The following is a 21,775-nucleotide window of genomic DNA, read 5'->3' as shown; positions in this document are numbered from 1 at the left end:
ATGCCATTACCATTACCCCATATATGGGTAACGATAGTGTAAAGCCTTACCTGGCTTATGAAGGCAAATGGATCATTTTGCTGGCACTAACCTCATCCGTAGGCAGTAAGGATTTTCAATACCTGCAAACCGGTGATGGTTATTTATATGAAACCGTGATTCAAAAAGCCAATACCTGGGCTGGAGCCGACCGGATCATGTATGTAGTGGGAGCTACCAAAAGCATCGAATTTACTAACATCCGCAAATACGCACCCGATAACTTTTTACTGGTACCAGGTGTAGGTGCGCAGGGCGGTAGTCTGGAAGAGGTGTGCCGCTATGGTATCACCAAAGATTGCGGCCTTATTGTAAACGCTTCCCGATCTATCATATATGCTGGCAACGGTGAAGATTTTGCGGATGCTGCCCGTGCCGAAGCTCAAAGCATTCAAAAACAAATGCAGGCCGAACTGGAAAAGGCTGGGGTGATTTAATAGGTTGTCAAAACCACGATTAAACAGATTACAGGATTAGAGGATTTTATTTCGATTTGCAAATAATCATGGTAATCCTTTAATCCTAAAATCGAGGTTCAGACAAAATCCCAATTCATTCAATTAGTAAAGTATTAGGCATAATTGCTAAATTACATGCCTATATGCTTTGTACTCTATGAAAAGAGCCGTACTATCTGTTATAGCGCTGTCCATTGCCCTTAACGCCGCTGCCCAGCAAGATAAAAAGCCCCTAAAACCGGTTGATTTTTACCATATACCAGCTGTAAGCGATCCTCAGTTATCGCCTGATGGTAAATGGGTTGCCTACAGTGTATCAACGGTTGATACCGCTAAGGATAAACGGATATCGCATTTATGGATGCAAAGCTGGGATGGTAAGGAGCAGGTAGAGCTTACACATGGCGATGAAGCGGCTTCAACACCACGATGGAGCCCGGATGGTAAATATCTTGCTTTTCTCTCTTCGCGCGATTCAAAGGATGGTTCACAGCTGTGGCTGATAGACCGCCGAGGAGGCGAGGGGGCAAAAGTTACCAGTGTTAAAGGGAGTTTAACGGAATATGCCTGGTCTCCGGATAGCAAGAAAATTGTTTTGGTTATAGGCGATCCTGCAAATAAAGGTAAACCCAATCCCGGAATGCCTAAGCCAATCGTGATTGACCGCTATCATTTTAAACAGGATATAGAAGGTTACCTGCAGCAACTGCATGATCATTTGTACCTGGTTGATGTAAGCACCCATAAGCTGGATACACTTACCAGCGGCGAAAAGGACGAAAACTCTCCCGTATGGTCGCCGGATAGCAAAACCATCGCTTTTGTAAGCAACCGCACCGTCGATCCGGATAAAAATCAAAATAAGGATATTTTTACCATTGATGCCCGGCCAAACGGCGCTATGCTGCAGTTAACCACCTGGAAAGGCCGAGACACTAACCCGCAATGGAGCCCTGATGGCAGGTACATATCCTACCTGCGCAGTACAAGCGATGCCGATTATATGATGTATGATCAAAACCTGCTGTGCATTATGGACGCTGTTGGTTCAAACAGCAGGGTGCTTACCCAGCAGTTGGATAGGCCGGTTGTTGCCCAATATTGGTCAAAAGATAATAGAAATATATCATTTTTGGTGGTTGACGACCGGCAGCGGTATGTGGCCAATGTAAATGTCAACAACGGAAAAATATCAACTGTGAGCAAAGGTGTTTACAGTGTAACCGATATGAACACCAATGCTTCGGGTAATTGGGTTGTTGCCAAAAGCGACCCTTACACACCAACCGAACTGTTTGCTTTGGAAGGCGATAAATTACGTCAGTTAACTTTCCATAATCAGGATTGGCTAAATACCGCGAAACTGGCAAAGGTATCGGGTTTTCAATCTACAAGTGTTGATGGTACTTTAGTTTCAGGAATATTATTTACCCCGGATAGTATCCCCGGTAAAAAATGGCCATTGATACTTTTTATACATGGCGGCCCCGTTGGGCAGGACGAATACGCATTTGATGCCACCCGGCAAATACTGGCCGGAGCGGGTTATGCTGTGGCAGCAGTAAATTACCGGGGCAGCAACGGCCGCGGGCTTGACTATTGCAAGGCAATTTATGCCGATTGGGGCAATAAAGAAGTGAAAGACCTGCTTGGCGCCGTTGATTACCTGGAAAAAATGGGCATAGCTGACCCTAACCGTTTAGGTATTGGGGGCTGGAGTTATGGAGGTATCCTTACCGATTATACCATAGCATCTGACACTCGTTTTAAAGCAGGCGCCAGTGGTGCCGGAAGTGGTTTGCAATTAGGTGTTTATGGCAGCGATCAATATGTATTGCAGTACGAAAACGAAATTGGTGTACCCTGGAAAACTGCTGATAAATGGATGCAGCTATCGTATCCGTTTTTTCATGCTGACAGGATAAAAACGCCGGTGCTGTTTATGTCGGGATTGAAAGATTTTAATGTACCTACCATCGGGAGCGAACAGATGTACCAGGCACTCCGAACGCAGGGGATACCAACCGAATTGATATTATACCCCAACCAGTTTCATGGTATTACTAAACCAAGTTACCAGGTTGACCGGTTACAGCGTTATGTAGATTGGTATAACAAATATTTAAATCAATCTACTCCTGCAAAATAGTCTTTTTAATTTGCAGTTCCTGAACCTTGATTAGCGAATTACCGTCATGATGAATAAAAATATATTGTTATTAATTATCATTTGCCTTTGCGGATCCGCAGGTGCCCAAACGGTTAAAAAACCGTTTAAGCCAAATGATTTTTACCATATCCCAGCGCTTGATGACCCGCAGCTATCGCCTGATGGTAAGTGGATAGCTTATACCTTGTCTGAACCGGATTCGGCTCGGGATAACCGGGTATCGCACCTGTGGATGCAAAGTTATGATGGTAAACAATCTATAGAACTTACGCAGGGAACGGAGCCGGTTTCATCACCTAAATGGACACCTGACGGGAAGTATCTTTCTTACATTTCGGCACGCGATTCAAAAGCCGGCGGACAGGTTTGGCTAATGGATCGCAGAGGGGGCGAGGGGCACAAATTAACCGACCTTAAGGGCGAGGTGAGCGATTATGCATGGTCGCCGGATAGTAAACGGTTGGCGTTGATCATTAAGGATGAAGAGGATACCGGTAAGCCGGAAAAAATAAATCCGCCCATAAAAATTGACCGCTATCATTTTAAGCAGGATGTTGAGGGCTACCTGCAGCATATGCATTCGCACCTTTACGTGTATGATATAGCTGCAAAAAAGCTGGACGCCTTAACTATGGGTGATATGGATGATACCGATCCGGTATGGAGTCCGGATAGTAAATTCATTGCCTATGTAAGTAACCATACCCTTGACCCCGACCGTAACGAAAACTTCGATATTTTTACCATAGAGGCTAAAAAGGGAGCGGAAGCCAACCAACTCACCACCTTTACAGGGCACGATATTAAGCCACAATGGAGCCCGGATGGTAAGCACATTGCCTACCTGCGGTCGACCAGCGATGCCGATTACTTTATTTATCAACACGATCTGCTTTGTTTGATGGATACGGACGGCAAGAACAATAAAGTACTTACCGCACAACTTGACAGGCCTGTGAGTAATATTGCGTGGAGCAGGGACAGTAAAAACATTGGCTATGTGGTAAGTAATGACCGGATCAGGTACATAGCACAGTATAATTTACTGCTGCGTAAATCAACCGTAATTAATAAAGGTGTTCAGTGCAGTTTTGATAATCTTATAGCCCAGGGGCCTGGAAACTGGATAGCTAAAATGACCAATCCATATATGCCGCATGAGTTGGTGGCTGTTGAAAATGGCAAAATACGCCGGCTCACTTTTCATCAGGATAATTGGTTGAATAAAGTTAAGCTGGCTTATGTAAAAGGCTTTCAATCATTCAGTAGTGATGGTACACTGGTGTCGGGCTTGTTGTATACTCCTGATAGTTTAACCACCAAAAAGCTGCCCCTTATTTTATACATTCACGGCGGGCCAACAGATCAGGACGAGTTTGAGTTTGATGCCATCAGGCAGGTATTGGCCAGTGCCGGTTTCGCGGTGGCCGCGGTTAATTACCGGGGCAGCACCGGTCGGGGACTGGAATATACTAAAACCATTTACGCCGATTGGGGCAATAAAGAGGTGAAAGACCTGCTGGGCGCGGTTGATGAACTGGTTAAAACAGGTGTAGCTGATGCACAGCGGCTGGGTATAGGAGGCTGGAGCTACGGCGGTATATTAACTAATTATACCATTGCATCCGATACTCGCTTTAAAGCCGCAGCCAGTGGTGCCGGAAGCTCCTTACAATTATCTATTTATGGCAGCGACCAATGGGTGGTTCAATATGATAATGAACTGGGCTATCCGTGGAAAAATGCAGAGAAATATATTCAACTTTCGTACCCGTTTTTTCATGCCGATAAGATTAAAACACCAACACTGTTTATGTCTGGCCTAAAAGATTTTAATGTGCCTACCGGTGGCAGCGAGCAAATGTACCAGGCGCTTAAATCGCAAGGCATACCAACTCAACTGGTGCTTTACCCAGGGCAATACCATATGATAAGTATTCCGAGCTATCAAGTTGACAGGGCGCAGCGTTATATCGACTGGTTTAATATGTACCTGAACGATCAGCCCAAAGCAGTATATTTTAAATAGTTTAAATGTACCGGGATGTTAATATGTTAAAAATATACATATTAAATAAATACTGTTTAAACATAATTTTACTGTATGACTAAACATCACAACCTGTTTTACCTGCTTGCCATTTTTTTTGTGCCTTTAATATTAACTTCCTGCCATTCGCGTAAAGCGGCCATGAAGGGGCAGCCCGGGGAAGTAGTAAAACCCCAAATGGAGGTAGCCGATAAGTATTCGCAGATCATGGGGGTTAATAAGGGCGATATTGAAAATGGCCGCTTATATGCCTTTATTGATCAGTGGATGGGAGTTCCGTACAAATTTGGTGGTTTGGATAAAGATGGCGTTGATTGCTCTGGCCTGGTATATTTATTAGAGCAGGAGGTTTATGGCATTACTATACCGCGTATGACCAGTAAACAGATCACGGTTATTAAACGTAAATATGAAGAAGACCTTAAAGAAGGCGACCTGGTTTTCTTTGATTTTGACGGTAAGCAGTTTAGCCATGTAGGTGTTTACCTGCAAAATGGTTATGTGGTACATGCAAGTTCCCGAAAAGGAGTGATCATTATACGCCTGCGCGATCCATCCATGTATAAATACTTTTCAAGGGCCGGATCTATTGATATTCAATCACATACACAGGTGAATTAATTGCGTGGGATCTAAATTTTTCCGGTACAATATTTATCCCAGTGAGATATCAATAATTTTTGGCCGTATTGGGTAGTACAGGTTCCCATGCCGGGTGTTGGGGTAAACTCACCAAAAACACATCCTTTATCGGTGGCATAAAAGTCAATGCGTACAAATATCTCATAAGCTTTACTCAGGGTTTTGGCTTGTTTCACTATTTCCTTTAAGCATCTTGGAGGTTGTTCAAGCTCGCCATTTGGGTAAATTTTGTTTACTACTTTTAATAGATTCCAGTTTTCATCATAGAAAGAACCATTGCCCGATTTGGGGCTTAACCTGTTAATTACCCATATGCAGGCTATCTTTCCATTAAAGCTGTATACTTTATAATCTTTCAGAATTTCATTTTGGCCTTGCTCATTTTTCAAAAATTCCTCAATTAAAAACTCCAGCTTATCATTTGATTCAATGGCTGTTTTCAGGATTTCTTTAATTTGAGCGGTGGTATATGTTTTTTTATCAAAAAGATTGTAATCTCTTTTCATTAAAAAAACAAGATTGGCTGAGTGGCCAATAGTAGGCCTGATCACATAATTTTCGGGTAGTTTTTTAAAGTCGATAGTATCGATATTCCTGCCTTTCCATATTAAGGCAGCTACTTTGCAGCCATGTTTGCCGGCAAACTCTCTTGAGTTATATTTATTACTTAATTTTCGTTGCCAGTTAACAACATCTTTCCATTTATCAATGCCATCTTCGGCATCCATTAATGTGTTTCTAACTGTTTCGGCCTGTGGATCTTGCCAAAATTGTTTGTGCCTGGCCCGTATTCTTGCAGGAAATGGCCCCCTATGATCTAAATAGGTTTGGATAAGTTTTAGCATGTTTATCTACTTAGGTAAATAATTGGTATATTAAAATTGATTAATATTTTTCAACTTATACTTGTTTTTTTAATATTGTTACCCTGTGTGAAATTATGTGTAACGAAATAAAAGAAAAGCCACTTTTATGAAAACTGATTCATAAAAGCTAAACCAGAATTATTACACACTTTGCAATCCAAAACGACGATATTGTATTGTACAAGCCATAAAATCTGCCCATAATTACTTTTTATAGATTTAAACTTGCAAAGATTTTATGTAAAATGATATTGTAAACTTGTAGATTATTATGCCTTAATATTTACATGTTACACCGGATATATAATATGCAAAATGATATGCTATTTCGTCTTAAATACCTGGTGTTAAAACGGCAGGCTGGGCACTAAGTTAGGCTGCTAATGAAAATTTCGATAGTTTTGCAGCAATATGGCTGATCAAAAGGAAGAATATTCATTTTGGACTAAATACAAGCGTTTTGCCGGTAATGAGATTTTGCTTTACCTTATTATGATTGTGGGTATAATCCTGGGTATTATTATCTTTAGTTACCTTTAATCAGGGTAACATTATTATCGTCACTCTCTACAATAGCCTGATAAAAGTCAATCAGGTCCTGGTAAGTATCCTTACTATAAGTGCCATCAAAAACTTGCAAGCTACGCTTGTATATCAATTGGTTATTTTTTACAGTTATGCTTGCCGAGAATTTTCCGAATGGTTTAGATATCGATACGTTTGCCGGACGCATATCCACCTTGTAGCCTGCAGGTAACGTATAGCTGATCTCATCCTCATCTGTAAATCCACGGTTTATGTATACGTCAAGACGGCGGTTACGTACTTCACGCGGTACATGAGTTACCCTGTTGGTTGCATTTACTATAAAAGAAAGTTTACCATCATTAGCCGATGCATAATCACGTGCGTTAAGCTGAATATTTTCCGTAGTTACTGGTTGCTGGCTTTTATCCTGTTTAAAATCAGCTTTTTCAATATCCATATTATCTATGGGATACTCCTTTTGAAGCGCCTTGATTTGCTCTTTAGGGGCCTTGTCAATAATGTATTGCACATTATCATACTGTGTCCCTTTAAAAGAGGTTAGCATATTGCCTGTTAGCGCGCCATTAACATCTAAAACAAAGTTTGCTTTACACTGCTGTAAATTGTTTTGGGCGGTATATATGGGTGTATGTAGCAGTTTGCCACCGGTAGGTGTGCAGGCCAACACCGTACGGTCGTCAGTAAAATCACTTAAAAAACCAAACGGCATTTTCTGATTGGTACATTCTAAAAAGGTGGTATCGTTTTTAAAAGGAAGGCATAAAATAACATGATTAAACTGATTCATGCTGGTAAAATCTTTCAATGGGCTCACCTTTTGGTTACCTGCCTCTACAATGCAATAGTATGATTCAATATTCACAGATTTGAGCAGGGCCTGTGTATAGTTTACGAGTGCTTTACAATCACCATAGTTCTGCTGGTCAACATCGCTTGCTAAAAATGGCTGATAGCCGCCAATACCCACCTGTACGCTTATATAATGAGTTTTCTCCTGCATGTATTCATATATCTTTTTAGCTTTCAGTTTAGGATCTGTAATACCCTGAGTGAGCTGTTTCATGTAATCTACAGTAGCGGCGGGAATCTGCAGGCGGGTAACCAGTAGTTTATCATATATCCACTTACCCATTTCGTTCCAGTTAGTAAAAGATCCGGTAAGTCCTTCATAGCTGAATTTTTCGGGAGCTATTTTGACATAGGTTAAATACTTATTCTCATTAGGGCTGTAAGGTTCGTCCTTAATGGCTTTTAAATTACTTACCTGCCAGGTGTAGGTTTTAAATCCATCTTTATTAGTGCCCTTTACAACACCAGAGGGCGTGTTGATCTCTTTATACCTGATATTAAAATCTGGTTTACAGCTAAATGTATAGGAGCTTTTTTCAACCGCCAGTCCTGTGGTTGAGTTAGGTGCCCAGTCATCAAAATTGAGCGATTGTTTTGACTTTACATCATACTCATAAACAAGGGTATAGGGATAATCCGTTACCGGCGGATTATAGTGTTTTACCTTCAAATCCTGAAAAAGCGAAAAACCATCCTGTGTGTTTACATCCTCAAAATCACTTTCTGAAAACTTGCCGGTTAACTTGCCAAATTGGTTATAAACAGTTCCCTTAATACTTTTTATGATGTTACTTTTATCATGCCAAACCAATACCTCTGCCATCTGGTCGCCGTTTTTGTTTAAAATGGTAATGGCAGTTTTGATATGATAAAGGGTATTGTCAAAATCTTTCACTTCAACATTTATCTCTTTATTGCGTATTACCGCGCTTGCATACGACAGCAGGTCTTTAGATATAAGTGATGCATCATAGTTTTCCTGTGCCTGAGCGCTTAAGCCGCCAAACAGTATAAAAGATAAAAGTAAAAACGCTTTCATTATTTTTTCTTGAAAACCATATCGGCTTTTTCGGTGAGGATTATTTTGTTGTATAGCTCTTTAAGATAAGGATACTCGTTAGGGCTATAAATACCCTTGTTAAAACGGGTTATGTTTGATACCGTGAATGTATCGCCCTGGTTATCATAGTTGGTAGCAAACATACCGCCATTGTTAGGCAAGGCAAAAGCCGCGTTTGGCGGAGGTGTTTCAACGGTGTACTGTGATGGCAGGTGCATGGTCAGTAATAATCGCTCGTCAGAGGCCATACCCCAGTCAACCGGATAGTCACGTTCGGCCAGTTTAAAAGGGTTTGTAGTTATCTTATTCCAGAAATAAGGATTAAATACCAGTTGAGTCTTCATATTTTCAAAGGCATCGATCTCTACCTCCAGCGTTTCGCCAAGCGGCATATTAAGGCTATCGAGATTACTGATGTTTGATTTCAGGATCTTCAATTTAGGAAGTTTAGCATCCATATCCTCTATATATTCATCAACAGAGTTGAACTTTTTAATGGCTTTACGTTTTTTGTAGGCATCATATCCGGTATAATAATTGGTTATGGTTCCTTTTATTTTGCCATTATCAAGCAGGGTAAGGTCAAGTGATCTTGTGCTGTTGGCTTTTTGCAAACCGCTTAACTCTACCCAGTACGATGGCTTATCGAGACTAATTACTCTGCCTTTATCATTAAGGCATTTGAGAGGTAGCAAACCGAATGACAGCAACTGATCAGATGCATCTAAATAATAAGTATTACCATCAATATTGGCCTTGGCCACCACATAATTAAAATCGCTGAGTACAGGATACAGCATGTTTATATTTCCATGCTCACGTGTTGATAGCAGCACAGCCTCGGTATTAATACCTGCCGAATTAAGCGCGGTAATCAACGAAAGATTAATATCTGCAACACTGCCTGTGTGTGCATCCATTGCCCGTTTAATACCATCAGCACTTCCAATGCCTATGTAGTCGTTCCATTTATACCATTTTTGCAGGTAGCTGTAAATGGCCTGTGCTTTATCCATATCGGTGGTTTTACCGGCAATAACAGATGCCATTCGCTCTTTCATCAGGTCTTTACGCTTTAACTGGGAGCCAAAGTTTTCATCAATTTTAAGCTGGCGGTCAATATCTTTCCACTCCTTACTTACAAGGGTTTTAACTGAGGTGTACGGGTTTGTCCACTCAACCAGTTCAAAATCAATGGCCGATAAAAAGTTTTTTGGCGATGTCATGTAATCCTCTTCTATAAAAGCAGGGATATCGTTCATCGCATACATGATGTGTGAGCAATCACTTTTTGCACCATGAGTTGTAAAACATTCACGTTCAACTTCAGAACTTGTTTTTGATAGTTTTAAGTAACCTTTTAACGCGGCGTTAAAATTCCAGAAACCAGGTATATGTACCTCATATTGTGAATGTATTTTAGGTATGTTATCCTGAAACTCCCACCGGCGAAAGCTATCCCAGAAAGGGGAGATAAGCTTATAGCTAAACTCAATAACGCATCCGTTGCGCAGGCCCGGAAGTGCAAATTTTACGGTGCCGCCGTATTTGTAATCTTTTACCTGGAATACCTTCTTAGGATCGAGCTCTATTTTTTGCATCATACCGTTATCATCGGTATAATAGGTAAAGCCTTTAATGTCTGTAACTTCTTCGGCTACCTCATCATTGTTATGCACGGGGATTGCAATAGTACCGTTGTCAAAGCCTTTGTTGTCAAATATTTTTATCTTGGCGTGGTAGTCATGAATCAGCCGTACGCGATCGTCATTGGTGATATCTATCCTTGATTTGCCAAATTCATTCAGGTAAACGGCGTGTGCTTCAGGGTCTTTGTCGTATTTTTGCATACTAACCTCTTCAACTACAAAACCTTCTTTAAAATCTTGTGCTTTTGCAAAGTGTTGAGTACCAATAGTTACTAATGCAATAAGTAATGCTTTTTTCATGCAATATTGTGATAAATTAGGGAGGTATTAAATTAAATATAAAACGGATATTTTAAATAAATTAAAAAATTTATTCTGCTGGTTCTTTTTCGGACTTTTGCGACCTTTGTACTATCTACTTTGATCTTGATAAAATGAAATTAAATTTAAAACGCCCTCTTGCTTTTTTCGACCTGGAGACTACCGGTACCAATATTGGAGCCGACCGCATAGTTGAAATATCTGTTATTAAGCTAAACCCTGATGGCAGCGAAGAAGTAAAAACATGGCGGGTTAACCCTGGTATGCCCATCCCTCTGGAATCGTCATTGGTACATGGTATTTATGACGAACATATTAAGGATGAATTGCAGTTTAAAGAAATAGGGCAGGCTATAGCCGAGTTTATTGCAGACAGCGACCTGGCAGGCTATAATTCTAATAAGTTTGATATACCCATGCTGATGGAGGAGTTTTTACGTGCCGGTGTACTATTTAATCTTGACGCACGCCATTTTGTGGATGTACAAAACATATTCCACCAGATGGAACAACGCACGCTGAAGGCGGCTTACCAGTTTTACTGTGATAAAAAGATAGAGAATGCCCACTCGGCCGAAGCGGATACCCGTGCTACGATGGAAGTGCTGCTGGCACAAATTGAGCGTTACGAGAACATGGAGTGGGAGGATAAAAAAGGCAATATCATTATCCCGGTTACCGGCGATGTGGAAGCGTTGCACAAGTTTACCAACCTGAGCAAACCGGTTGATTTTGCCGGCCGTATGGTTTATAACGAGCAGGGCGAAGAATTGATTAACTTTGGTAAACACAAAGGCAAACGCGTAGAAGATGTGTTTAACGTTGAGCCAAGCTATTATTCATGGATGATGCAGGGCGATTTTCCCTTGTACACCAAACGAAAACTGGAAGAGATATATACCCGTTGGAACGGTAAAAAAGCTGCCGAACGCCAGGCTAAAGCGGCCTCGCAACCAAAACCGGCCGATCAACAGGCGCCCAAAACTGACGCACCAAGGGTTGATTATCCTAAAAAAGAATACACTACCAAGCCTGATCATACCAGGACGCAGCCATATCAAAATAAGCCTTTTAAGAAGAAAGAAGAACCAGCCAAACCGGTTGATAATGATATGCTTCAGCAATTAGCCCTGAAATTTAAAAAGGGGTAGTTTTTGTAGTGGTAAGTAATGAGTTTTGAGTGATAAGTTTTCATTTGAAACTCATTACTTATTTATGTGGGTAAAAACTCATAACTCCATACTCAAAACTCACCACTATTTCCGAAGGAAATCTATATTCCGTTTAAGGCCGCTAAACTTAGTACGCTTTACGGCTGAGTTTTTGAATACTTTTTGAAAAATATCCTGGGTAATTTCTTGCCAGTCGGCAGCTTTCAGGCCCAAAAGATCGGGGTGGGGGCTAAAGGAGGGCTCGGCATTCAGTACCGAAAAACGGTTCCAGGGGCATACGTCCTGACAAACATCGCAGCCAAACATCCAGTTATCCATTTTTCCTTTAAATTCCTGCGGTATCTCGTTTTTAAGCTCAATGGTGAGGTATGATATGCATCGGCTGCCATCAACTACATAAGGGCCAACAATGGCATCGGTAGGGCAGGCGTCAATACAATTGGTACAGGTGCCGCAATGATCGGCTGTGGGGGCTATATCGTACTCCAGTTCCAGGTCGATGATTAATTCGGCCAGAAAAAAGAAGGATCCTGTCTTTTTATTCAACAAATTGGAGTTTTTGCCTATCCAGCCCAATCCAGCTTTTTTCGCCCATGCCTTATCCAAAACAGGTGCTGAATCAACAAATGCGCGACCGCCTACCTCGCCAATTTTTTCGTTGATAATCTGTAGCAATTGTCTGAGCTTATCTTTAATAACGGTATGATAATCCATTCCGTAGGCATATTTTGATATTTTCGGTGCCGATGGATCCTCTTGCTGCTCGTTAGTAAAATAATTAATACCCAACGATATAACCGACTTTGCCCCATCAACCAGCAGGCGTGGGTCAAGACGTTTATCAAAATGATTTTCCATGTACTGCATTTCGCCGTGCATGTTTTTGTTGAGCCACGCCTCTAATCGGGGAGCTTCTTCCTCTAAAAAATCAGCTTTGGAAATTCCGCAAAACAGAAAGCCAAGTTTTTGGGCTTCTTGTTTGATTAACTGGCTGTACGTTGTCCTGTTTTGCATTACAGAAGCAAAGATACTATAAAATAAAATTCTCAGAATTGAGCAATAAGTCCTTTGTATGTGCCTCACTATTTATTTTAATAGTATGTTTTTTAATAAAATAGGTGATTTTTTTGGGCTTGGTGCAGTTTTTGCAACTATGCTAAAAAAAGACCTGCTATGCTTAAACACATGATTTATTTACCAGCGCATGTGTTAGGTATACACGCGGTTGGGGATGTTACTATTAATGATTACAGGAAAGCATTACTGCCTTTACTTAAAGAGCAGGTAAGGCGAAACCATAAGATCAACTTTGTATTGGTTTTAGAAGCCAATATCAAAAATTTTAATGCAGGCGCCTGGTGCGGTAATATAGAAATGGGGTTAAAATACTTTTTAAGATGGAATAAACTGGCCATAGTATCTGACCAAAAAGACGCCCGCAGTTTTAGCGACCTGTTTAAATATATTTTACCCGGTAAATACAGGGGGTACGCCTTAGAAGATATTGATGAGGCAATAAAATGGGTTTCGGAAAAGTAGAGGTAGGGTTTAAAACCAGGTAAATATTTATGCAAAAGGCCTCTCTTTTCAGAAAGGCCTTTTGTATTTATCAAGCGTGTAAGAATTAAAAACTGTTCCTTACGCTGTTACTGAAAGTTTTGGTTGACCAGTAACCGCTGTCTAAAATTCTTCTCACGGTCATTAACGGATAATCAGGGTCACGTTTGTCGGCCAGTTGAAAAGCTATTTTGAATCCCTTTTTTTCCAGTTCAGGCAAAACAGGCTTTTTCCAGATACCAAACGGATAAGCAAAATAATCTATCTTTTTACCGGTAATCTCTTCCAGTTTTTTAGTAGGTTTATCAATCTGCGTAACCCAATCGTCAACAGGGCGGGTAGTTACTTTACCATTTTTGCCGATGATCTTCAATTCAGAATTGTGAGAATATTTATCTACCCGGTGATGATCCCAGGTATGGCTGCCAATCACGTTACCTTCGTCTGATAGTTGTTTTACCATATCGGCAGTCATGTAATGCGGGCGACCTAATGATACGGTCATTACAAAATACACAGCCTTAAAACCGTATTTTTTTAATGTAGGGTTAGCTATTGTGAACTGATCAAGATCAGTATCATCAAATGTTAGCATAATAGGCTTTTTAGGCAGTGGTGCGCCTTTGGTAAGGTAAGCATACAACTGATCAGGCAGTATGGTATGATAACCGCTATCGGCCAGCATTTTAATATGTTCTTTAAAAGCTGCTATCTGTACAATATAATCTTTAGCGCCTTTTGAGTCGGTAGCTTTCCAGTCGCGAATCTGGTGATAACAAACCACAGGAACTTGTTTACGAGCCATAATAGCCGCGTTATCCGCAGGTTTGCCGGCGGCCGAAACTGCCGCTGTAGGTACTTCTGCACTGGTTGCACCCGCGTTTGTTATTTTATCAGAAGGTTTAGACTGGCAAGATATAGTGGTGCCCAACGCACACACGGTTAACCATACAAAAGCTTTTTTGAACATATTAGAACTGTATTTTTTTATTATTTCAAGAACGGCTAAATTAATACAATATACATGCAGGCAATAAATTTATTGTAAATAAATTATTAACAACAATTATAAAACTATCCGTTTACCTTCCTTGATCGATCTTTTTGCAGCATCCAGTATTTGCATCACGATCATGTTGTATTTTAATGACGACTGATCATTACGGGTTCTTTTTGGATCTTTGAGCGCGGCTGTAAAATAAGGCACAGGCGCATTAATAGGAGATGGCAACGGAGCAGCTTTAAATTCCCTGGTAGTTTTATTTATTCTGATCTGCAAGCTGTCCGGATCAAAAGTATGGATGTAGCCTTTCGCTCCGAAAATTTCCATATCCTTAATGCTGAACGGCCAGTTCCATGAACCTTCAATCATACCTGTAGCATTCGGGTATTCAACAAGAACGGTGGCATCATCCTCAACCTTAGGGTACACAGATGGTTTATAGTGTCTGGCAATTGCAGTTACCGCAATTGGTTTTTGACCTTGCATAAACCAGGTCATCATGTCGGCTCCGTAGCAACCAAAATCATTCAGCGCGCCGGCGCCATTCAATTCCGGATCGGTTAACCAGCTCAGGAAATCTTCGCTGCAACCAATTTCGCGAGGGCCCTGGTGGCCATCATGAAACACCATTTTACGTATTACCCCAATGCTATCGGTTTTAACAGTATTGTAAGCGCTTTGAACCGATGAGTACCAGGTAGTTTCGTAATTGGTAAGCACGTTAACATAATACTTCAGCGACAAAAACTCTATACGTTTAGCCTGCTCAAGCGTGGCTGCCAAAGGTTTTTCAACCATTACAGGTATACCCATAGGGGCGCAGGTTTCCACAATATCAACGTGTTTAGCTACTGCATTATAACCTAAAACAATGGTTGGTTTACGTTTAAGACACATGGTTTTCAGATCCTCAAAAAACAGCGAATCGGGCAGGTTATAGGCTTTGCCAAACTTTTCCCATAGTTTTTTATTAGGCTCGGCAATGCCTACTATGTTTACGTTACCGTGGCGGTATTCATTTAAAATAAGATGAATGTGGTCATGGTTCAGGCCAGCAATGCCCACTTTGGTGCCTGTAGCCATACGGCGGGCAGCCAGACTATCGGCTTTTACTTTTGCAGCCGAATCAAGCGGAGCTGTTTGGGCCTGTGTATTGGTTGCGGATAATCCCATGATCAGGGAAGCCGCTAAAAGGATTTTGCAGCAGACCCCGATGCTTTGTTTTAGTTTAGTTTTCATGTTTGGTATAATAGTTTATTGGTTGGTTACTAAAATAACGACGGATTGCCGCCCAGTTTTATTTTTCCTAAATGCCTGTAAGCACTCTCGGTAGCTTCACGGCCACGGGCGGTACGCATTAAAAAGCCTTCCTGTATTAAAAAAGGCTCATACACTTCTTCAATAGTACCTTCATCCTCACCAACGGCTGTGGCAATAGTTTTTAAACCTACTGGGCCGCCTTTAAACTTATCAATAATGGTAACTAATATCTTATTATCCATTTCATCCAGGCCGTGCTCATCCACATTCAGGGCGTTCAGGGCGTATTGAGAAATCTCCGTATCAATTTTACCATTTCCTTTGATCTGTGCAAAATCACGTGTGCGGCGCAGCAGGGCGTTGGCTATACGCGGGGTTCCACGGCTGCGGCGGGCAATTTCATAGGCTCCCTCATCCGTGATTGGTGTTTTCAGGATAGAGGCCGAACGGAGTACAATAGTGGTCAACAGTTTGGCATCATAATACTCCAGCCTGGCGTTTATACCAAACCGGGCTCTTAAAGGCGCGGTAAGCAGTCCTGAGCGCGTGGTAGCGCCCACCAGGGTAAATGGGTTAAGAGATATTTGTACCGAACGGGCGTTAGGGCCGCTCTCCAGCATAATATCTATCTTAAAATCTTCCATTGCCGAGTACAGGTACTCCTCAACCAGCGGACTAAGCCTGTGTATCTCATCAATAAACAGGATATCACCTGTTTCCAGGTTGGTTAGGAGGCCTGCCAGATCGCCGGGTTTATCCAGCACCGGGCCCGAGGTTATTTTGATGCCTACGCTCATTTCGTTGGCAATAATATGCGATAGGGTAGTCTTGCCCAGGCCCGGAGGGCCATGCAATAAAACATGGTCAAGCGCCTCACCACGCTGGCGTGCCGCTTGTACGAAAATTTTTAAGTTGGCTAATATCTTATGCTGACCGGTAAAGTCCTCAAATTGCTGCGGGCGCAACACTTTTTCAATGTCGCGTTCAGTATTCGTAAGGCGTTCTGCTCCGGGATCAAGATGCTCATTCATTACCAACGAAATTAGTATTTATTATTGAAGTGAAGAAGTCTGCAAGTCAGAAAGTCCGCAAGTCAATAATTTATAGCCTAAAAGTTACATCGTGTACAAATTCTTCCGGTCTTTCGGACTTTACCGACTTCCGGACTATCCTTCAGGATACTTTCTGAAAATGCTGTTGATCTTCATTTGTATCACTCCGAAAAAAGCTTCTTTAAATATACCGGTCGACATTTTGGAGGTGCCTGCAGTGCGGTCTGTGAAAATGATGGGTACTTCTACCAGCTTAAATCCGTGTTTAATAGAGGTATACTTCATCTCTATCTGGAAAGCGTAACCCACAAACTTTATTTTATGAAGCCTGATGGTTTCCAGAACTTTGCGTTTATAGCACATAAAGCCAGCTGTTGAATCCCTAACATCAATACCGGTAATAAAACGCACATATACCGATGCAAAATAGCTCATCAGCACGCGGCTCATGGGCCAGTTTACCACGTTTACGCCATTGCTGTAGCGGGAACCTATGGCAGCATCGGCGCCATCAATACAGGCTTGCCTCAGTTTAAGCAGATCATCGGGGTTATGCGAAAAATCGGCATCCATCTCAAAAATGTAATCGTAATGGCGGGCAATAGCCCATTTAAAACCATGTATGTAAGCCGTTCCCAGGCCTTGCTTACCCGCCCGCTCTTCAATAAACAACCGCTCGGGAAATACATCCATTAGGTTTTTTACGATGATGTTTGTACCATCAGGCGATCCGTCATCAATAATAAGCAGGTGAAAATCATGAGGTAGGGAGAATACTTTGCGTATCATACGCTCAATATTTTCCTTTTCATTATAGGTAGGTATTATAACAATGCTATCCGGCACGTAGAAATTATCAAGTAAACAAAGGGTAAAAATAGTTGATTTAAACCCGGTTTTAAAAATAAATAAAAAAGCAGTTAAACAATATTTACTTAACTGCTTTCAATAACGTTAAAACTTATAAATTATTGGTATCGGCAATAACTTGATTCTCTATATAAGGATCGGTAATATAATTCCTTTCTTTTAATCTTGGTGCAACAAACATAAACACCAGGATAAATACACAAATAAAAATAACAAAGAACCACTCATAATTAGCACCTTTAAGATTACGAGTCCACCAGCCGCCATCTTCTATCAGGCTATTAACAAGTGCGGTAATCAGATTACCGAATGATACAACCAAGAACCAGATACCGGTCATGGTACTTTTCATTGATTTTGGCGAGTGTGTATAAGCGTATTCCAGGCCGGTGATAGATACCAGCACCTCGGCTGCTGAAAGTATCATAAAAGCAAGCACTTGCCACCAGATGGAAGGGGCGCCGCCGTGATCAAGGTTGGTGTGTATTATACCAATTACCACGAATGATAAAGCGGTTAAAACCAAGCCAACACCAAGTCTTCGGAGCGGGGTTGTTTTCAGACCAATTTTATCAAAAAATGGATATACCAAATAGTTGAAAAATGGAATGAATAAAAGAAGGAACACGGTATTAATAGTTGATAACTGGCCTGGCAGTACCGTAAATGAGGTAAAACCCAGGTTAATTACACGGTTCATTTTTTCGGCATATAGGGTCCACTCAGATAAACACTGATCCCAAACAGCCCAAAATGCCAGCGCGAAAAAGAATACAGACATAACGCGGTATACTGCTTTCACACCTTCAACGCGTTCAGAATCATACGGGCCTTTGGCAACATCAAGCATGTCCTGACCAGGTTTGCGTTGACCTAAATGAGTTAGCGCATACCATGTTATAAATACCAGGTTATTGCGATTAACACCTTGTGGAGGAACCCTTACGTATCTTTTACGACCCGAAAAAAATATGATAGTAGCCAGCGCCATCAGGAAACCTGGGATACCAAAAGCCCATTTAGGGCCAAAATGCTCATATGTCCAGGGAATAGCAACGGTTGAAATCATAGAGCCGGCATTGATACTGAAATAGAACCATCCGTAAACTTTAGATAGCAGATCCTGGTTGGTAGCGTCAAACTGATCGCCCACATTGGCAGATACGCATGATTTAATGCCACCGGCACCAATTGCAACCACCAATAAACCTAATTCAAAGCCACCAAGGCCACCATCAAACATGGCCAACATTAAATGGCCGAAGCAATAAATTATCGATACATACAGGATAAGTTTGTATTTGCCGGTAAACCAGTCGGCTATCATGCCGCCTACAAATGGCAAAGCATAGGCTACCATCACAAATAGATGGTGTAGTTTATTGGCTTTAGCGTTGGCAACATCTGTTAGCGCAGCGACATTATTAGGGTTGAAAAACTGGTTTACCAGGAAAAGCGTCAGGATGGAACGCATGCCATAAAAACTAAAACGTTCCGCCGCTTCATTACCTATAATATAAGGAACACTTTTAGGAAATCTGGATTTTGGGGTAGCCATTTCGGCTGGGCTTTTTTGCATTATTGAAATAAAAAATTTGTTAAAAGTAGTACAATTCTTTTTGAATCAGAATTTTATACCGGAAGTGCTATGGTTTGATATGTAATATTTTGATTTGAATGTGCTGTTTGAAGTTTAATTTTTACGTATGGATTTTTTATCCTCAATGGCCTGTTTCTTAGGATCGATCAGCTCGTTATCGCTATTGTTTGGGATGTTACGCATATCCAGGTTGTCCTGGTACACCCAACGGCCATTTTTGAGTTTATAACCATCGTAACTCAGGTCGGGGCCAAACATTTCGTGCTGGTCTTTCATTTTTGGGTCGGGAGGTACCAAGTGATCAAATACTATCAAGTTTTGTTCAGGTAGGTATCGTAGCAGCATAGATGCCTGGCGGGTATATTCAAATACAACTCTTTTACGGCTTTTGCCGTTCCCATCAAAAACGGGCATGCCAAATACCGGTTTATCGTTGCTGAACGAGAGTACCTCGATCACTTTTTTGGTTGATTTTACGGTATTCCCTTTCCAGCCAATTAAAACATAATATGGCTTTTGTGCATAAACAGGCACTATTTTGTAATACTGAGCTCCATACCATTTACGGTTATCAGTAACGGAATCTTCCGGGTTTTTGAGCAAGGGCGAATAATCTTCCAGCGGGAACATTTTTAGCGGGCCGCCGGTATTTAATTGGATAGTACCATAAAAACGGTAGCTGCCATCCTGGTTTACCACATGCCAGCTCATGATTCGGAAACGGTTATCAGGTGAGTTGATAATGCTGATACTTTTAACCGAATCAAACGGAAAAAGAAACGAATTAGATATTTTTAATGCCGATACCAGCGTTTTGATGAACTGGTAATTAGCGTTTTTGCGCTCCAGATCGTTCTCGTTATTGATAAATATTTTACCTAATGATGCAAGGCTATCCTGGTAAATGTTGAGTTGTTTTATGCGTGCGCTTTCGCTGTTGAGCTGGCCAAAACTTTGACAGGCAACAAACAGCAGGGGCACGAAAAGAAACAAACGCCTTATCGCCATACCGGATATTTAAAAATTAACATCATGATCAAGGGTGCGAAACTAATAATTTATTACAATAGTTGTTGTAACATGCTTAACGGCAGACCGCTTGTTTTTATTAACGTAAATTTTCAATAACCATTGCGCTGGCACCGCCACCGCCATTACAAATTCCGGCAGCACCATATTTGCCTTTATTTTGTTGTAGTACATGCAATAAGGTGACAATGATACGGGCACCTGAAGCACCCAGCGGGTGTCCTATAGCTACCGCCCCGCCATTAACGTTAACCTTTGCAGGGTCAAGCTTTAGCAATTGGTTATTAGCTATAGATACTACCGAAAAAGCCTCGTTGATCTCGAAAAAATCAATCTGATCTGCTGATATACCAGCCCTATGCAAGGCTAATGGGATAGCTTTGGATGGAGCAGTGGTAAACCATTCCGGAGCTTGCTGCGCATCTGCATAGGATACAATACGTGCCAGTGGTTTAATGCCCAGTTCGTCGGCTTTTTCGCGGCTCATGAGTATCAGGGCAGCGGCGCCATCATTCAGGGTAGAGGCATTGGCCGCGGTTACTGTTCCATCCTTTTTAAATACGGGTTTTAGAGTTGGTATTTTTTCAAACTTTACGGTGGCAGGCTCTTCATCCTGGGCAAATAAAGTGATATCACCCTTTTTATCTTTTAGTTCAACAGGCGTTATCTCGTCGATGAATTTACCCTCTTTTTGAGCCTTTTGAGCCCTTTGGTATGATTCTATGGCATAAGCGTCCTGATCTTCTCGACTAATGTTACAGTCCGTGGCGCAAAGTTCAGCCGCCGAGCCCATGTGGTAATCATTGTAAACATCCCAGAGTCCATCTTTTACCAACCCGTCGGTAATTTGGCCATTGCCTAAACGGTAGCCGTTGCGGGCTTTATCCAGGTAATAGGGTACATTACTCATGCTTTCCATGCCGCCGGCAACCACAATGTCATTTTGGCCTATGGCGATGCTTTGGGCTGCCAGCATAATAGCTTTCATGCCCGAGGCACATACTTTATTAACCGTAGTAGCAGGTAAATAGGGCAGGCCAGCGAATATTGCTGCCTGGGTAGCAGGTGCCTGGCCCAAATTGGCCGACATCACATTGCCCATATAAACTTCCTGAATCTGATCGGGGCGGAGGCCTGATTTTTCAACGACCGATTTTATGGCCAATGCGCCCAACTGGGTTGCGCTGATACTGGCTAAACTACCTCCGAAACTGCCTATTGGTGTACGTGTGGCTGCTACTATGACTACTTCTTCCATGTGTCCCTCATTAAAGTTGGTGGTGGCAAATTTAATTATTTTGATGAAAGTGAAAAGCTATGCATGCATAATATTTTCACCCTGAATTTTAGTTCCGGTTTTTGTCCCTAAAACTTTTTAAAATTAAATTTTAACACTTTTTGGCTCAGTTTAACATCAAAAATGGCTGAAAATTGCCGGTAAATCACCAAAAAATACCTGTTTTAACACTTTTTGATCTGCTTTTTGCCACTTATTTTTACTTTAAAAAGTATTAAGTATTTGATTATTAGAATGTTGTTTGTTTTTGACGTGTTTTTGATCATTTCTCCGCCTTAACAA

The 21,775-nt window shown here is 41.5% G+C and carries 17 protein-coding genes; 6 read left to right on the top strand and 11 right to left on the bottom strand.

All coding sequences use genetic code 11. The annotated features are described in order from the left end of the window. The 4 genes from AAGC65_RS17010 to AAGC65_RS16995 all read left to right on the top strand — a co-directional run. On the top strand, positions 1 to 476 hold a 476-nt coding region (locus AAGC65_RS17010), incomplete at its 5' end, for an orotidine 5'-phosphate decarboxylase / HUMPS family protein (protein ID WP_343113662.1). 178 nt (positions 477 to 654) lie between these two features. Next, a complete protein-coding gene (locus AAGC65_RS17005) occupies positions 655 to 2,646 on the top strand; it encodes a S9 family peptidase (RefSeq protein ID WP_343113661.1) in 1,992 nt (663 codons plus the stop codon). Between the two features lie 46 nt (positions 2,647 to 2,692). Beyond that, positions 2,693 to 4,696, top strand: coding sequence for a S9 family peptidase (locus AAGC65_RS17000; RefSeq protein WP_343113660.1), 2,004 nt, complete (start codon positions 2,693 to 2,695; stop codon positions 4,694 to 4,696). A gap of 75 nt (positions 4,697 to 4,771) precedes the next feature. After that, positions 4,772 to 5,338: a C40 family peptidase gene (locus tag AAGC65_RS16995; protein WP_343113659.1), complete on the top strand. Its 567-nt coding sequence runs from the start codon at positions 4,772 to 4,774 to the stop codon at positions 5,336 to 5,338. 11 nt (positions 5,339 to 5,349) lie between these two features. Here AAGC65_RS16995 and AAGC65_RS16990 read toward each other — a convergent pair whose 3' ends face one another. The 3 genes from AAGC65_RS16990 to AAGC65_RS16980 all read right to left on the bottom strand — a co-directional run bounded on the left by AAGC65_RS16990 (position 5,350) and on the right by AAGC65_RS16980 (position 10,632). Beyond that, positions 5,350 to 6,204, bottom strand: coding sequence for an ATP-grasp fold amidoligase family protein (locus tag AAGC65_RS16990; protein ID WP_343113658.1), 855 nt, complete (start codon positions 6,202 to 6,204; stop codon positions 5,350 to 5,352). Positions 6,205 to 6,751: 547 nt separating this feature from the next. Beyond that, entirely contained in the window at positions 6,752 to 8,662 is a 1,911-nt protein-coding gene (locus tag AAGC65_RS16985) for a DUF3857 domain-containing protein (RefSeq protein ID WP_343113657.1), read from the bottom strand. Further along, entirely contained in the window at positions 8,662 to 10,632 is a 1,971-nt protein-coding gene (locus AAGC65_RS16980; RefSeq protein WP_343113656.1) for a DUF3857 domain-containing protein, read from the bottom strand. Before AAGC65_RS16980 ends, AAGC65_RS16985 begins: the two co-directional genes overlap by 1 nt. A gap of 134 nt (positions 10,633 to 10,766) precedes the next feature. Here AAGC65_RS16980 and AAGC65_RS16975 point away from each other — a divergent pair, with 134 nt between their 5' ends. Further along, the gene (locus AAGC65_RS16975; RefSeq protein ID WP_343113655.1) at positions 10,767 to 11,804 is read left to right on the top strand and encodes a 3'-5' exonuclease; all 1,038 of its coding nucleotides are present in this window, start codon (positions 10,767 to 10,769) and stop codon (positions 11,802 to 11,804) included. Positions 11,805 to 11,909: 105 nt separating this feature from the next. On the opposite strand, the gene queG is transcribed toward AAGC65_RS16975, so the two are convergent. Continuing rightward, positions 11,910 to 12,839 carry a tRNA epoxyqueuosine(34) reductase QueG gene (queG, locus tag AAGC65_RS16970; RefSeq protein WP_343113654.1) on the bottom strand — a complete coding sequence of 310 codons (930 nt, stop codon included), beginning with the start codon at positions 12,837 to 12,839 and terminating at the stop codon, positions 11,910 to 11,912. A 171-nt stretch (positions 12,840 to 13,010) separates the two neighbouring features. On the opposite strand from queG, the gene AAGC65_RS16965 reads away from it, so the two are divergent. Beyond that, complete coding sequence (locus AAGC65_RS16965) at positions 13,011 to 13,364, top strand: STAS/SEC14 domain-containing protein (RefSeq protein WP_343113653.1); 354 nt, start codon at positions 13,011 to 13,013, stop codon at positions 13,362 to 13,364. Positions 13,365 to 13,449: 85 nt separating this feature from the next. On the opposite strand, the gene AAGC65_RS16960 is transcribed toward AAGC65_RS16965, so the two are convergent. The 7 genes from AAGC65_RS16960 to AAGC65_RS16930 form a co-directional block, all read right to left on the bottom strand. Next, positions 13,450 to 14,352, bottom strand: coding sequence for a polysaccharide deacetylase family protein (locus AAGC65_RS16960; RefSeq protein ID WP_343113652.1), 903 nt, complete (start codon positions 14,350 to 14,352; stop codon positions 13,450 to 13,452). A 96-nt stretch (positions 14,353 to 14,448) separates the two neighbouring features. Next, entirely contained in the window at positions 14,449 to 15,624 is a 1,176-nt protein-coding gene (locus tag AAGC65_RS16955; protein ID WP_343113651.1) for a Gfo/Idh/MocA family oxidoreductase, read from the bottom strand. Between the two features lie 29 nt (positions 15,625 to 15,653). After that, on the bottom strand, positions 15,654 to 16,676 hold the full coding sequence (ruvB, locus tag AAGC65_RS16950; RefSeq protein WP_343113650.1) for a Holliday junction branch migration DNA helicase RuvB: 1,023 nt from the start codon (positions 16,674 to 16,676) through the stop codon (positions 15,654 to 15,656). A gap of 135 nt (positions 16,677 to 16,811) precedes the next feature. Continuing rightward, on the bottom strand, positions 16,812 to 17,543 hold the full coding sequence (locus AAGC65_RS16945; protein ID WP_343113649.1) for a polyprenol monophosphomannose synthase: 732 nt from the start codon (positions 17,541 to 17,543) through the stop codon (positions 16,812 to 16,814). A gap of 115 nt (positions 17,544 to 17,658) precedes the next feature. Further along, a complete protein-coding gene (locus tag AAGC65_RS16940) occupies positions 17,659 to 19,146 on the bottom strand; it encodes an MFS transporter (protein ID WP_343113648.1) in 1,488 nt (495 codons plus the stop codon). Positions 19,147 to 19,260: 114 nt separating this feature from the next. Further along, complete coding sequence (locus AAGC65_RS16935) at positions 19,261 to 20,175, bottom strand: hypothetical protein (protein ID WP_343113647.1); 915 nt, start codon at positions 20,173 to 20,175, stop codon at positions 19,261 to 19,263. A gap of 100 nt (positions 20,176 to 20,275) precedes the next feature. Further along, complete coding sequence (locus tag AAGC65_RS16930) at positions 20,276 to 21,454, bottom strand: acetyl-CoA C-acyltransferase (protein ID WP_343113646.1); 1,179 nt, start codon at positions 21,452 to 21,454, stop codon at positions 20,276 to 20,278. Positions 21,455 to 21,775: the final 321 nt, after the last annotated feature.

It is taken from the genome of Mucilaginibacter sp. (genome assembly GCF_039207105.1).
In the GTDB taxonomy this organism is placed as follows: Bacteria; Bacteroidota; Bacteroidia; order Sphingobacteriales; family Sphingobacteriaceae; genus Mucilaginibacter.
Note: the sequence above shows the minus strand (reverse complement) of the source record. Positions and strands in the feature narration are given on the sequence as shown.

Excerpts from the sequence above, each read along its gene's own strand:
- AAGC65_RS17005 (WP_343113661.1), top strand. The coding sequence starts at position 655 with ATGAAAAGAGCCGTACTATCTGTTATAGCGCTGTCCATTGCCCTTAAC.
- AAGC65_RS17000 (WP_343113660.1), top strand. The coding sequence starts at position 2,693 with ATGATGAATAAAAATATATTGTTATTAATTATCATTTGCCTTTGCGGA.
- AAGC65_RS16995 (WP_343113659.1), top strand. The coding sequence starts at position 4,772 with ATGACTAAACATCACAACCTGTTTTACCTGCTTGCCATTTTTTTTGTG.
- AAGC65_RS16990 (WP_343113658.1), bottom strand. The coding sequence starts at position 6,204 with ATGCTAAAACTTATCCAAACCTATTTAGATCATAGGGGGCCATTTCCT.
- AAGC65_RS16985 (WP_343113657.1), bottom strand. The coding sequence starts at position 8,662 with ATGAAAGCGTTTTTACTTTTATCTTTTATACTGTTTGGCGGCTTAAGC.
- AAGC65_RS16980 (WP_343113656.1), bottom strand. The coding sequence starts at position 10,632 with ATGAAAAAAGCATTACTTATTGCATTAGTAACTATTGGTACTCAACAC.
- AAGC65_RS16975 (WP_343113655.1), top strand. The coding sequence starts at position 10,767 with ATGAAATTAAATTTAAAACGCCCTCTTGCTTTTTTCGACCTGGAGACT.
- queG (WP_343113654.1), bottom strand. The coding sequence starts at position 12,839 with ATGCAAAACAGGACAACGTACAGCCAGTTAATCAAACAAGAAGCCCAA.
- AAGC65_RS16965 (WP_343113653.1), top strand. The coding sequence starts at position 13,011 with ATGATTTATTTACCAGCGCATGTGTTAGGTATACACGCGGTTGGGGAT.
- AAGC65_RS16960 (WP_343113652.1), bottom strand. The coding sequence starts at position 14,352 with ATGTTCAAAAAAGCTTTTGTATGGTTAACCGTGTGTGCGTTGGGCACC.
- AAGC65_RS16955 (WP_343113651.1), bottom strand. The coding sequence starts at position 15,624 with ATGAAAACTAAACTAAAACAAAGCATCGGGGTCTGCTGCAAAATCCTT.
- ruvB (WP_343113650.1), bottom strand. The coding sequence starts at position 16,676 with ATGAATGAGCATCTTGATCCCGGAGCAGAACGCCTTACGAATACTGAA.
- AAGC65_RS16940 (WP_343113648.1), bottom strand. The coding sequence starts at position 19,146 with ATGCAAAAAAGCCCAGCCGAAATGGCTACCCCAAAATCCAGATTTCCT.
- AAGC65_RS16935 (WP_343113647.1), bottom strand. The coding sequence starts at position 20,175 with ATGGCGATAAGGCGTTTGTTTCTTTTCGTGCCCCTGCTGTTTGTTGCC.
- AAGC65_RS16930 (WP_343113646.1), bottom strand. The coding sequence starts at position 21,454 with ATGGAAGAAGTAGTCATAGTAGCAGCCACACGTACACCAATAGGCAGT.